The 12,489-nt window shown below is 42.2% G+C and carries 12 protein-coding genes and 1 tRNA gene; 6 read left to right on the forward strand and 7 right to left on the reverse strand.

Features of this window, described 5'->3' with window-relative positions:
• Positions 1-18: 18 nt before the first annotated feature.
• Positions 19-1,245 (reverse strand): type II secretion system F family protein, encoded by a 1,227-nt coding sequence (locus LRM49_RS00670; protein WP_243777967.1) that lies wholly within the window; start codon positions 1,243-1,245, stop codon positions 19-21.
• Positions 1,246-1,249: 4 nt separating this feature from the next.
• Positions 1,250-3,028, reverse strand: coding sequence for a GspE/PulE family protein (locus LRM49_RS00675; RefSeq protein WP_243777968.1), 1,779 nt, complete (start codon positions 3,026-3,028; stop codon positions 1,250-1,252).
• Between the two features lie 60 nt (positions 3,029-3,088).
• On the opposite strand from LRM49_RS00675, the gene tsaE reads away from it, so the two are divergent.
• The 5 genes from tsaE (at position 3,089) to LRM49_RS00700 (ending at position 6,724) form a co-directional block, all read left to right on the forward strand.
• Positions 3,089-3,547 (forward strand): tRNA (adenosine(37)-N6)-threonylcarbamoyltransferase complex ATPase subunit type 1 TsaE, encoded by a 459-nt coding sequence (tsaE, locus tag LRM49_RS00680; RefSeq protein WP_243777969.1) that lies wholly within the window; start codon positions 3,089-3,091, stop codon positions 3,545-3,547.
• Entirely contained in the window at positions 3,544-3,918 is a 375-nt protein-coding gene (tsaB, locus tag LRM49_RS00685; protein WP_129635285.1) for a tRNA (adenosine(37)-N6)-threonylcarbamoyltransferase complex dimerization subunit type 1 TsaB, read from the forward strand. The genes tsaE and tsaB overlap by 4 nt, the downstream gene beginning before the upstream one ends.
• 153 nt (positions 3,919-4,071) lie before the next feature.
• Positions 4,072-5,562 (forward strand): ribonuclease Y, encoded by a 1,491-nt coding sequence (gene rny, locus LRM49_RS00690; protein ID WP_129636750.1) that lies wholly within the window; start codon positions 4,072-4,074, stop codon positions 5,560-5,562.
• Positions 5,562-6,089: an NUDIX domain-containing protein gene (locus tag LRM49_RS00695; protein WP_243777970.1), complete on the forward strand. Its 528-nt coding sequence runs from the start codon at positions 5,562-5,564 to the stop codon at positions 6,087-6,089. The genes rny and LRM49_RS00695 overlap by 1 nt, the downstream gene beginning before the upstream one ends.
• Positions 6,089-6,724 (forward strand): 2,3-bisphosphoglycerate-dependent phosphoglycerate mutase, encoded by a 636-nt coding sequence (locus LRM49_RS00700; protein WP_243777971.1) that lies wholly within the window; start codon positions 6,089-6,091, stop codon positions 6,722-6,724. The genes LRM49_RS00695 and LRM49_RS00700 overlap by 1 nt, the downstream gene beginning before the upstream one ends.
• On the opposite strand, the gene LRM49_RS00705 is transcribed toward LRM49_RS00700, so the two are convergent.
• The 4 genes from LRM49_RS00705 to LRM49_RS00720 all read right to left on the reverse strand — a co-directional run bounded on the left by LRM49_RS00705 (position 6,721) and on the right by LRM49_RS00720 (position 10,749).
• Positions 6,721-8,052: an NUDIX domain-containing protein gene (locus LRM49_RS00705; RefSeq protein ID WP_243777972.1), complete on the reverse strand. Its 1,332-nt coding sequence runs from the start codon at positions 8,050-8,052 to the stop codon at positions 6,721-6,723. The two genes, LRM49_RS00700 and LRM49_RS00705, sit on opposite strands and share 4 nt — an antisense overlap.
• A gap of 7 nt (positions 8,053-8,059) precedes the next feature.
• Complete coding sequence (gene pncB, locus LRM49_RS00710) at positions 8,060-9,301, reverse strand: nicotinate phosphoribosyltransferase (RefSeq protein ID WP_243777973.1); 1,242 nt, start codon at positions 9,299-9,301, stop codon at positions 8,060-8,062.
• Positions 9,302-9,916 (reverse strand): isochorismatase family protein, encoded by a 615-nt coding sequence (locus LRM49_RS00715; RefSeq protein ID WP_243777974.1) that lies wholly within the window; start codon positions 9,914-9,916, stop codon positions 9,302-9,304.
• A gap of 122 nt (positions 9,917-10,038) precedes the next feature.
• Entirely contained in the window at positions 10,039-10,749 is a 711-nt protein-coding gene (locus LRM49_RS00720) for an NUDIX hydrolase (protein WP_243777975.1), read from the reverse strand.
• 106 nt (positions 10,750-10,855) lie between these two features.
• Between LRM49_RS00720 and LRM49_RS00725 the strand changes: the two genes are divergently transcribed.
• Positions 10,856-10,932 (forward strand) — tRNA-Pro (locus LRM49_RS00725).
• Positions 10,933-10,975: 43 nt separating this feature from the next.
• Here the strand turns inward: LRM49_RS00725 and LRM49_RS00730 are convergent.
• Positions 10,976-12,487, reverse strand: coding sequence for a glycosyltransferase family 39 protein (locus LRM49_RS00730; RefSeq protein WP_243777976.1), 1,512 nt, complete (start codon positions 12,485-12,487; stop codon positions 10,976-10,978).
• Positions 12,488-12,489: the final 2 nt, after the last annotated feature.

Below are 12,489 nucleotides of genomic sequence, written 5' to 3' on the forward strand. Positions count from 1 at the left end.
AGCTTTTTTGAAAAACTATTATTCCTTAACTTGACCCGCCATACTTGTAATTGGGCCCATAACACTAACCGCCACCAGGGCAATAACAACACCCATTGCAACAATCATCACTGGCTCAATAATAGAGCTAACGCCGTCAATCGCGGTATCGACCTCTTCCTCGTAAAAGTCGGCAACTTTAACTAGAACTTTATCTGTTTGTCCAGTTTCCTCACCAACAGACAACATTTGCGCAACAATCGGCGGATATAAATCGTCCTGCTCTGCGATAATTTTTGATAAAACTTCACCGTTTTGGACTCGCTTAGTAGCTTCCTTTAGGGATTTTTCGTAGGCGACATTTCCGACGGCGCGCGAAGTTACGTCTAATGCTTCAAGCACAGCCACGCCCGCGCCGATAAGAGCGGAGAAGGTTCGAGTAAAGCGAGCGATTGCCACCTTTTTAACAATTGGTCCGACAGCTGGAACTTTGATGATGATATTGTGAAATTTTACGCGGCCTTTTGGGGTTTTAACGTAGCGAATTAATAGCCAAATGCTTCCGGCAAATATTGGAATTATTATATACCAAAATGACACTACAAAATCGCTGATTCCGAGCATAATTTCAGTAAGGAGCGGCAGTTTGGCGTCGGGTCCGCCCATGTCTTTAATAGTTTTACCGATGACTGGAATAATGAAGATCATCAAGATAAAGAAGGCAATAATTGTAATGATTAAAAGTACGATCGGGTATGTCATGGCGCCTTTAATTTTTTTCTTCATGGATGAGTTTTTTTCTTGTTGTAAAGCTAGACGTTTTAAGATATCGTCCAAAATACCTCCGGTTTCACCTGCAGCAACCATGTTCACATAGATATCATTGAAGGTTTCTGGGTGTTTGCTCAGGGCATCCGCAAAAGACATACCACCTTCAATGTCTTTAATCACAGCGTTGATCGTGTCTCGGAAGTTGGCACTTTCGGCGTGTTTTGCCATAGAGTTAAGGGAACGAAGAATAGGAACGCCAGCTGAAACCATGGCGCTTAATTGGCGAGTAAACATCACCAATTCTTCAGTTTTGGCACCTTTCTTTTTCTTGCCGAAAGAAAAACTAAGCTCTTTTTTTGCGCCTTTTTCTTCGATTTTTATCAATTGTCCGCGTGACCTCAAATTATTAATGGCAGATAGTTTGTCGGCCGCTTCAATCGTTGAAGAGACGGTTTCTTTCTTTTTGTTGACAAGTAAATATTCAAAAATTGGCATAATGTTACTCCCTTGTTGCCCTCAAAACTTCGTCCACGGTGGTGATCCCGCGCAGTGATTTAATAAGTCCATCCATCTGCATTGTCACCATGCCTTCGGAAATCGCTTGATCTTGAATATCGTTGCTGGTGGCGTTGGCGGTGATCATTTTTTGGATAGGAATGGAAATGCCAAGAACCTCGTAAATACCAACGCGACCCTTGAATCCGTTATGTCCACACTCGTCACAACCTTCTGGATTCGGTTGCCATAATCGTTCAATTTCTGAATCAGTTGACCCCATGGGTGTGTCGCCACCAATTTTATCCTCAAAAGCCTGCTCTTCGAGGTTGTGAATTTTTTTAATCGACTCTGTATTTATCTTAAACATCTCGGTGATATACTTTATTTCTTCTTCGTTTGGAGTGTATTCTTGGCGGCAGTTCATACACAGGCGCCTAACTAGTCGCTGCCCAATCACCGCCTTCACGGTTGAAGCGATCAAGAATGGCTCAATTCCCATATCTAGCAGACGTGGCAAACATGTCGCAGCGTTATTTGTGTGCAGAGTGGAGAACACCAAGTGCCCGGTCAGCGCCGCCTGAACACCAAGGTTTGCGGTTTCGCCATCGCGAATTTCTCCGACCATAATGATATTTGGGTCTTGGCGAAGTAGCGCCCTTAGTCCTGAAGCGAAGGTCATTCCAGCTTTGGCGTTAGTCTGAGTTTGATTGACACCTGGGATTTTGTATTCCACCGGGTCTTCAATTGTGGAAATATTGACATCTGGAGTATTAAGTTCCGACAAGACGCTGAACAAGCTGGTCGATTTTCCCGATCCGGTTGGTCCAGTCACCAGGATCATTCCGTTCGGCTGAGCCATTGCGTCTTTTACGGTTGCGAGCGACAAGCCCCAATAGCCAAGCTGATCCAGTTTAACAGCCTGGTTCGATTCGTCCAAAATACGCATGACCACTTTTTCGCCGTCAGCGATTGGCAATGTTGAAACACGAAGCGCGTATTGTTTTCCTGAAACTTTTATCTTAAATCGCCCGTCCTGTGGCACACGGCGTTCGTCAATTTTCAGATTAGAGAGAATTTTAATGCGACTCACCAAAGCGCCGTGAACGTTTCGTGGCAATTTGTTAACTTCCTTCAAGACACCATCAATTCGATAGCGAACCTGAACGTAATCTTCGCGCGGTTCAATATGAATGTCGGAAGCGTTGGATTTTATGGCGTATTCCAGTAACAAATTAACAGTTTGGGCAATTGGTGAATTTTCCGCAAAATCATCTTGACTAACGTTTTGGTCTTCGGCGGAAGCGTCTTTTTGCACCGCAATAACTTCGTCAAGTTCGGCATTGATATTACCGCGATAATTTTCCAAACAGTCCAAAATGTTGCTTTTTGTCGCTAGGAAAACCTTAGTGTTGTAGCCAATTTCTTTCTGAATAAAGTTCAGCGCCTGCACGTCGTCTGGGTCTTCCATCGCAAGCGATAAGCTATCGTCCTCATTTTTATCAAAAAGCACAACATTATACTGGCGCGCGATATGTTCAGGAATTCGTTTCAACACATCTTCGGGAATATCCTTTGGCTCAATTCGCACGAAAGGCACGCCAATATAATCGCCGATCAACTTTGTCAAATCTTCCTCAGAAATGACTTTTTGTTCAATAGCGGTTTCTTGTAATGTTTGCTTCGACCGTTCAGCGATCAATTTCAAATCAGCAAGCTGCGGCTCATCAACAACCCCACCTTGTTTCAGAATGCTCTCAATTGTCTGGTCTGAAACACGCATAACTCTTATGGTTATTGTACTATCATCGCCAAAAAAAAGCTAGCATAGTATAATATAAGAGTGAATATTTCTAGTGAAGAGAAAATGCAAGAATTGGGCGCGGCAATTGGTCGGGCTGTTTCTGGCGGGGAAGTTCTGGAATTGGTCGGTGACATTGGCGCGGGGAAAACCACGTTGACGAAGGGAATTGCGCAGGCTTTAGAGATTGATGAGCCAGTTCAGAGTCCAACTTTCACGATTTCGCGCGTGTACGATTCACCTCGCGGTCTGAGTTTGGCGCATTACGATTTTTATAGATTGGGAAATGCTGGAATTATGAGCGAGGAAATTCGCGAAGTGGCGGCTTCTAATTCGGTGGTTGTGGTTGAATGGGCTGGCGCTGTTGGCGACGCGTTGCCAAGTGACCGGTTGGCGATAAAAATTACTGCGACTAGCGAAGAAGGGCGGCTTGTGGAATTTCACCCTGGCGGCAAAAAATCTGATGAACTTTTGAGAAAAATAAAGGAGAATATGGCGTGATAATTTTATTAGACACTTCAACATCAACATGTTTTTTGACGATAGTCAATGGAGAAAATCGTCAGGATTTTGAATGGGAAGCTGGGCGAACGTTGGCGCGGAATTTGTTGAAATTTTTGGAAGAAAAAACTGGCGATTTGCATCTGATAAGTGGCATTGGCGTGATGAAAGGACCAGGAAGTTTTACGGGGCTGAGAATTGGTTTGACGGTTGTGAATACCTTGGCGGACAGCTTGAATATTCCTATCGTTGGTGCGATGGGTGACAACTGGCGTGATTTGGCTTTGGGTAAATTGCGTTCTGGCGAGAATGAAAAAATTGTTATGCCAGAGTACGGTGCTGCTGCGAATATCACTGCGCCGCGAAAATAATTTTTATCGCCCAAACCATCAAAACCGTGTATAATTAAATTACGGCGGTTTGTGATTTTTGATTCGCCGAGTTAGATAGTTTGAAGTTGATTGGCTGTTGATATTTTTCCTTGAGACGAACACTCAGGGGCGGCTGATCGGAAAGGAATGATAATGATAGAAGTAATTATTGCCGCGGCTATTGGAGCTGGCGCGGGTGCTGCTGGTCTTGTTGGATATCAGAGAACTCGCCAAATTAACGGTAAAAATCAGATTGAGCGAGATCTGGCAGATGCGAAAACTAAGGCGAGCGACATTGTCCTTAAGGCTAAGGACGAGGCGCTTAAGATTGAAAATGAACGTCGCAAGGAATGGCAAAAGACCGAAAATCGCTTGGCGGATCGCGAGAGGACTCTGGACAATAAATTGGAGGAGCTTGATCGACGAGCGGAAAAATTGCGCGCGCATGAGGATGAAGTTGATAATCTTAAAAATGAAATTCGCGACATTCGCTCCAGACAGCAGGAGAAATTGGAAAAAATCGCTGGATTGAAGAAAAAAGACGCTGCCGATAAGTTAATGCAGATGACTGAGCGTGACATTAAGCAAGACTTGGTCGGTTTGGTGTCAAAATTACAACATGATGCAATGGATGACGCTGAAGAACGGGCGCAAATGATTCTAGTGACCGCGATGGAACGAATGAGCAGTGAAGTTACCGCTGAGCGCACGGTGACTGCCGTTAAGTTGACAGATGATGAGATGAAAGGTCGAATTATTGGTAAGGAGGGGCGTAATATTCAGGCACTGCAGCGCGAAACTGGCGTCGATATTTTAGTTGACGACACACCCGGCATGATTATTTTGTCGAGTTTTGATCCTGTTCGCAGACAAGTGGCTCGTTTGAGTCTTGAGATGCTGATGAAGGACGGCCGTATTCATCCTGCGCGCATTGAAGAGGTTGTTGCTAAGGCTAAAAAGCAGATTGAAAAAGAAGTTCGCCAGGCTGGTGAAGATGCTATGCGTGAAACTGGCGTGGTTGGGATTCCGAAGGAGATGTTGTTGCTGCTTGGTGAGTTGAAGTTTCGTACCAGCTTCGGTCAGAACGTCCTGAAGCATTCAACAGAGATGGCGCAAATTGCTGGAATGATTGCCGAAGAAATCGGCGCGGATGTGCGCATTACGAAGATTGCTACACTTCTTCATGACGTCGGCAAGGCTGTGTCACATAAAATTGAGGGCAAGCACCATCACATTGGGGCGGAATTGGCTCGTAAATATGGTATGGACGAGAGAATTGTTCACGCAATCGAAGCACACCACGATGATATCGAAGCGACAACTCCAGAGGCAATTATTGTTCGAGTTTGTGACGCGGCTTCGGCTGCGCGTCCAGGTGCGCGTAATGTTTCTGCTGAAAACTTTGCAGAGCGAATGCGCGATTTGGAAAATGTTGCTACGAGCTTTGAAGGAATTGATAAGGCCTATGCGATTTCTGCTGGTCGTGAAGTTCGTGTAATCGTGAAGCCTCAGACAATTGATGATTTGTCGGCGATTAAATTGGCGCGAGATATTGCGACGAAAATTGAGTCGACAATGCAATATCCTGGCACCATTAAGGTTAACGTGATTCGCGAAACGCGAGCAATTGAGTTTGCTAAATAATGAAATTTACAGATGAAGAGCGACGGGCTTGGTTGGCAAGTTTGGACAGGCGTTTTTCCAGTGCGGCGGTGTTGATTGAAAATGAGCAGGGCGAGTTATTGATCGTCAAGGCTGGTTATAAAGACCATTGGTCGCTGCCTGGTGGCATTGTTGACGCTGGAGAATCTCCGTTGGAAGCGGCGGTACGCGAGGTGAAAGAAGAAGTTGATATTCAAGTCGATCCTAAGGATCTGAGTCTTGCCATGGTTGCTTCGCGTCATTCTGATGAGTTTTTGACACATCAATTTGTGTTTTTTACGAAGTTAGAAAACGATGCTTTTTCTGAGATAAAATTGCAGGAATCGGAAATTGTGGCTAGTAAATTTATTGCCAAAAATGAGATCGATTTTGAAGATATGTCACTGCTCTGGGCAATCAGATTGTGGGCAATTGATAAATTCGGTTACGTAAATACGAAAATTATTGATAATGACGGCGTGAAAAAAGAAGTTGTAGAATTTTTTGCGCCGATGATTGGAGGGAAATAATGGGAATATTAGTTATTAGTCGGCACGGTGAGAGCGAGTGGAATCTGCTTGGTAAATGGACTGGCTGTACGGATGTTAATTTGACGGAAAAGGGTCATAATGACACCGTGCGATTGGGTGCTTTATTGAAAGATATGTCGTTTAATGAGGCTTACACTTCATCACTAAAACGCACACAACAAACTTTGGCCGCACTACTCGAAGGGTGTGGTGTCGAAAATCTACCAACGACGCATGCGACTGAATTAAACGAGCGTGATTATGGCGATTTGACTGGAAAAAATAAATGGGAAGTTAAAGCGGAAATTGGCGAAGAGTCTTTCAATGGCATTCGGCGCGGTTGGGATTATCCAGTGCCGGGCGGCGAAACTTTGAAAGATGTTTATGCGCGGGTTGTTCCATATTTTGAGCAAGAGATTTTGCCGAAATTGCAGAATGGTGAGAATATTTTATTGGTGGCTCACGGCAATTCTATTCGGGCTTTAATTAAACATCTTGATCAAGTTCCAGAGGCTGAGATGGCGAATGTAGAGATGCCGTTTGGTCAATTATTGGTTTATACGTTCGAGCCCGGTCAATCTTTGCCAATCAAAAAAGAAGTGCTGTCGGTTGAGATTGAAGCCGTGAATGCTTAAATAGTTGTATATATTTCGTATGCACTTAATGCCGATAAAAATTGTTGAAATCTAAGAGTGTCGTCGCCGCGATATGGCCATGTCGCATGGTTTAACCAAAAACCAATTAAGGTTAGGCAATGATCTAAATTTATTTCTTTGTAATAGTTTGAAATATTATAACCGCTTTTATGTAGGTCGATCAGTAGGCTAGTGATGTCGCTACCAGATTCTCCAGGTCCAGACCAACTCCAGTCGATTAACTTGGTGCCGCGTTTGGGGTGCCAAGCCATATTTGATTGTCGAATGTCGTGATGACAAAAAACTAATTTTTTTATATCGCTATGTCGGCTTCCGGCATTTAGTAAAGCGGGTAAGTCTGCTAATAATTTCTTAGTTATGTTTTGACTATGGGGCGTTAATCTGTCCAAGAATCCTAATGACAACTCTCTCAATTTAGCTATCTTCTGCTCGTCTAACGAAGCCCACCCTTCTTTAATAAAACTATCGCATGACGATTCGATATCAAAAGTGTCAGGCGGCAATGGTATATTTTCCAACTCGTCAAATTTTTCCTTCGCTGATTTGATATAAGCGTCTAGCGTTTCGCTCTTTGCTCGCCATAGCCAACCTTCTTCTGGCGCCATTGTCTCCATAATGAAAGTATCATTGTCTCGCAATATTGATCTGTGTGGAATTCCGCTATATCCATGGCATCGCAGATAGGATATCGTGAACGCTTCTTTTCTCAGATATTGGCGTAGCCTATTTCGCTTAATATCATCGTATCTAGTCGATGTCCGCTTAATAAATACCGAATGATCATTTTTTGTGGCGATAATTTTGTCGTATTGCATATGACCGCCGTTAATATTGCGATAATTTTCGGAAAACTCTGCTATCTTAATTAGCGACCGACAAGACAAATAATCAATAGCCCTGGCTACTATTTCATCATGCGATGCGTATAATTTAGGCAAATTATTGAGTGGTAGCCAGGCTGCGTCGATAGCGTCGTCTCGTCCTGACACCTCTGATAGTTCGTTGACTATGAACAAATACGCACTGGTTTCGATCCATGACGTCTGATTGTTGCGTGAATCATTAACAAGCCCTTTGTATATTAATATTGGATTATTACTAATTATTATTCCAGTTTCTTCTTTTGTTTCGCGAATTGCTGCGGTAAAGGATTCTTCTTTGGAATTGATGAACCCTCCAGGCAATGCCCATTCACCGCTGGACCGTTTTATCAAAAGAATTTTTTGTGCGATTGTGTTGATTATTACACTGTCTGCGGTGTAATTTGGACCGTTATACCATAATTTACGATTTATAGATATTGGCATTGTTTTTTCATACAGTAACTAGAGTATTATTCAGTGCATTTTTAGCCAAAGCTGCTTTTACACGTTCGCTATACTCTTTAATTTTATCACCTGAACCTGTATGTTTGCCAGGAGTGTCGCTCAATTTGACCGTAGATACTCCATCGACTTCTGTGGCTTTCATAACAAAGTTATTGGGCGTAATTCCAAGGTCGTTAGTCAAAGTTGTACCCCAGCCAAATGTTACATTTATTTTGTCCTTAAAGTAATCAGCTATCCTAATGATTTCGTCCACGTCAAGTCCGTCACTAAAGACGATAGTTTTCTCTAAAGGATCAATTCCGTTCTTTTTGTAAATTTCAATAGCCTTATTTCCAAATTCTATTGGGTCGCCAGAATCGTGTCGTAGTCCTTTCCACGAAGTCATTTGTTCGGGCGTAAAGTCGGCAAAGAAGAAGTCGGTTGTAAATGTATCTGTTAGGGCAATTGATAATTCGTTGCCATATGTGCCTTGCCAATCTTTTAGCGCCTGATTGTGGCCACTTAGTGGGTCGTTTCCGGTTTTATCTGCCAGTGCAGCGTAGACCATTGGCATTTCGTGTGCAAAAGTTCCAATTGGTTTTAATCCTAGTTTATGCGCCAAGTATATATTTGAAGTTCCGACAAAATTATCAGGGAGCTCATTTGCGACTCGTTCAATTACGTGTCTATGCCAATTAAAACTAAAGCGTCGCCTTGTGCCGAAATCAGAAAATTTAATATCTGGGCGGCTTTTTAATAATTTGATCTTTTCGTCTAATCGGCGATCTCCTTCTGCATACACTTCTTCCAAAGAGTAACCTTCACGTGCGAGTTTGTTACGAAAATATATTTCATTTATCTCGCTCATGATAACGGTTTCCCAGAATGTAACTAGGGGCCATTTTCCCGTAGCTTCAACCGCTAGGTCGCCGCGCTTATCATATCCGATATTGACCGGAGGCAAGGGGTTACTTATTAGGAAATCAAGGTATTCTTGCGAAAATGTCGCTTTGCCGTCTTGGTTTTGTAATCCAGCCAAGTAGGCTACTTCATCAGGCCGCCATCCTTCAACTAGCTCATTTAGTCTATCCTGTAATTCTACTGGGGATACAAATTCGGATAATAGATTAGGGGAGCGATTTTTCAATGTGAAAGTAACTTCTGCTTCAGGATGTTTTAAGTACTCGTTCATCCCCATAGTTAATTTGTAATAATCTAACCCTTGTGATATTTTTGAGCTCTTCTCCATTTAAATTGCCTCCTGAATCATCTTCTTTGCTTCTTCAGTCGATATTGCTAATATTCCAGCCTCTTTCATTGCGGATAATGCTTCTTCTTCGGCCGTCGAGGTTAATCCCACGGCGCGAATGGCGTCTATAAGTAAGTATGTAGTAACACGTCTGTCATCTTTGAAATGTTCGGCGATATCTAGGGCGGTAGATTTTACGCAAAAATCCGTTGCTAGTCCGCCGAGAAATACTTTAACTTTTTCATGGGGTGTTTTTGGCATTATGATAGATTCTAACGTTTCGTTTGTTTCGCTTTTACCCTCCCATCCAGAATATCCGTCTGTCTGACCGGTGCCTTTATTGATGATAATATCACTAGGCTGAATATTTAGGTCTTCGTGAAAATTAGCTCCTCTAGTGTTGGCTACGCAGTGAACTGGCCATTTGTCAAAATGTGGTGTTTTTTCGGGGTGCCAGTCTCGGGTGAATACAACCGTGCCATCGTGTTTTCGTACCTCGTCGGCAATGGAGTTGATAGGTTCGATAATTTGCTCTGCTTCGGCAACGGCAAGACTTCCATCGATAAAATCATTTTGTGGATCAACTCCGATAAGTATATATCTAGTCTTTTCCATAATATTAAGATCCTCCTTACTTAATGTATAGTTTACACTTACTATCTAGTCTAATAGCTAGTTATTGTGTTGTCAACACTAATTTATGAAAAATATAAATTTTCTAGATTTTTACAGAGAGATTAGTCGAAACTACGATCTAAATTCTCGAGCTTACTTGAATTGAACTCGTATAACTTTGCTGGACGATGTGCGCCGTCTCGCCACAACTCATTAGTCTCATGAATTAAGTTTAAGCCGAGGAATTTTTTTCGAAAATTACGCTTGTCAAATTTACGACCAAAAACTATCTCGTAAACTGTTTGCAGTTGCGTTAAGGTAAATCTTCGATCCAGAAAAGCAAATGCCGAATTGGTGTATGTCATTTTGGCAATTAGGCGTTCTTTAGCGTATTTAATGATGTTGGCGTGATCGTATGCTAGTTTTGGTAATTTATTTACATCAAAAAATGCCACTTCTAAATCTTCATTGTATGTAATATTGCGTCCACAACCCATGTAAGTTACAGATACTGCATGTCCTCGTGGATCACGATTAATCGTATCGAAAGTGTAAAGCTGTTCAATATATCGTAGGTCGTCTTTAATTTTTACGCCTGTCTTTTGGAAAACTACACGTTCGAGCGCATCTGTAGTCGTCTCTCCCTTGGCATTATATCCTCCAGGGAGGGCCCATTCTCCTTTAAAAGGTTCGTTCGGTCGTTTTAATAATAACACTTCCAGGGTATTATTGTTTACTTGAAAAATTACTGCATCCACGGTTAGTGTTGGAGGTGTATACGGTTTTGTGTAATTCATACAATATATCTTATCCTGAAGTAAGCTACTTGCCAAGTTGTTTTTATACTTCACAAAGTATAAAAGTTTGTTTGCAAATTTATTCTGTACTTATTTAGTGATATATGTTAAGATAGATCAGAACGAATGATAAAGATATCTTCGGGGTGTGGCGCAGTTGGCTAGCGCGCGCGGTTTGGGACCGTGAGGTCGAAGGTTCGAGTCCTTTCACCCCGACCAATTGAAATCATTCAGTGTATTAAAATAACTGGCGTTTAACCAGTTATTTTTTATTTTCGTATAGTCCAATAATCAAGTCGCCATCATGGAATTCTTGCTTTAATTGCCAATAGGGCGGAACTTGTTTTTTATATTCGTCATATGTTTTTTCGCGAAGAATAAGCCATACTCTTGGAGATTTTACTGACTCTAAAGAACTAATTTCTGGAGTATTTAGTTTCTTAATTAATCCCCATTCGCCAACCCAGCCCAGCTCTTCTTTTGGCTTCAGCAGGACAATTTCTTTATTTGTGCGGTTGTAATAGGAAGTGTGAAAATAAGTATAGATCTCGCCAGAGATAATAACATCACTATTCTGGATGTTTCCATTTATATGATTCATGGCTGTGTTGGTATTGTTCCAGGATGATTCCGTAATATTTTTACCTCCGATATGCCACATATAATGACCAATAAATAATGTCAGGACGATAGATATTCCAATAGACCACCATTTTTTATTAGAAAAAATAAGCCCGATGAATACTGCAATCAAACCGTAAAACGCCGGCGCTGAATAAGTGAAGTATCGATCTAAGTAAACTGGTCGACCCTGGCTGAGTGCGTAAATGATGATCATTGGCAGCAGCAGCCAAATTGTTAAAATCCAAATTGCCGCTTGATATCTGGGAAGTTTTTTGGCTAGAATGAATGAAATTGCGATTATAATTAGCGGTAGTAGCAACCCAAAATAGCGGACAATCCTGTCGTCGTAAGTCAAGAACATTGATAGTGTTGTCGGGATGGTAAATTTAGTGACTTCAGGGATCCAGAAGCCGCCGCTTACCCGGCTGGTTTGGGAGATCATGATTGGTAGCCAGGGGAGAAATAGCAAAAAGCATGTCCCGGCGGCAAGCCAAACGTTTTTGTCCTTAAATATATTTTTTATGGCAGTGCGATTTCTGCCAAGTTTTAGCCAAATATATGCGAAATGTGCGGGTAGGATTAACGCTAGGAAATATTGTGTATAAAGACCGAGTGCTACTAAGATTCCATATAGCGCCCACCAAAACTTCTTATTTTTGCGCTCGACCGCCACGACAAACGCATATGTCATTGCTACAGCCAAAAGTGCTGCTAGTGTATACATTCGAGCTTCGTCGCTATAGCGAATTAAGAACGGTCCTAGCGCTGCTAAAAAACTTCCGAATACGGCGATTCTTTTAGAGAAAAGTTTTTGGAGTAATAGAAATAATAGAGCAATTGTCAGAACTCCGCACGTAACGCTAAACCCTCTGAGTGAAGCTACGGAATTGCCGAAAATCGATTGCCAAACGTGCATGATAACGTAATAAAGCGGCGGGTGAACATCTGTGGTTGTGATGGCGATAATTCCTCTGATTGGCTGCTGAATGATGGCTGCCGTATATCCTTCATCGTGCCAAATATCGGCTTTTGTTAAATAGGTAAGTCGAACGTTGACGGCTAAAATTAAGATTGGAATTAGCCAAATCCAACCGGGCATTTTATGAAGAAATACATATAGCTTTTTAAGATATATACGGATTTTTTTCATGA

Source organism: Candidatus Nanosynbacter sp. HMT-352 (assembly GCF_022819365.1).
Classification (GTDB): Bacteria; Patescibacteriota; Saccharimonadia; order Saccharimonadales; family Saccharimonadaceae; genus Nanosynbacter.

Excerpts from the sequence above, each read along its gene's own strand:
- LRM49_RS00670 (WP_243777967.1), bottom strand. The coding sequence starts at position 1,245 with ATGCCAATTTTTGAATATTTACTTGTCAACAAAAAGAAAGAAACCGTC.
- LRM49_RS00675 (WP_243777968.1), bottom strand. The coding sequence starts at position 3,028 with ATGCGTGTTTCAGACCAGACAATTGAGAGCATTCTGAAACAAGGTGGG.
- rny (WP_129636750.1), top strand. The coding sequence starts at position 4,072 with ATGATAGAAGTAATTATTGCCGCGGCTATTGGAGCTGGCGCGGGTGCT.
- LRM49_RS00695 (WP_243777970.1), top strand. The coding sequence starts at position 5,562 with ATGAAATTTACAGATGAAGAGCGACGGGCTTGGTTGGCAAGTTTGGAC.
- LRM49_RS00700 (WP_243777971.1), top strand. The coding sequence starts at position 6,089 with ATGGGAATATTAGTTATTAGTCGGCACGGTGAGAGCGAGTGGAATCTG.
- LRM49_RS00705 (WP_243777972.1), bottom strand. The coding sequence starts at position 8,052 with ATGCCAATATCTATAAATCGTAAATTATGGTATAACGGTCCAAATTAC.
- pncB (WP_243777973.1), bottom strand. The coding sequence starts at position 9,301 with ATGGAGAAGAGCTCAAAAATATCACAAGGGTTAGATTATTACAAATTA.
- LRM49_RS00715 (WP_243777974.1), bottom strand. The coding sequence starts at position 9,916 with ATGGAAAAGACTAGATATATACTTATCGGAGTTGATCCACAAAATGAT.
- LRM49_RS00730 (WP_243777976.1), bottom strand. The coding sequence starts at position 12,487 with ATGAAAAAAATCCGTATATATCTTAAAAAGCTATATGTATTTCTTCAT.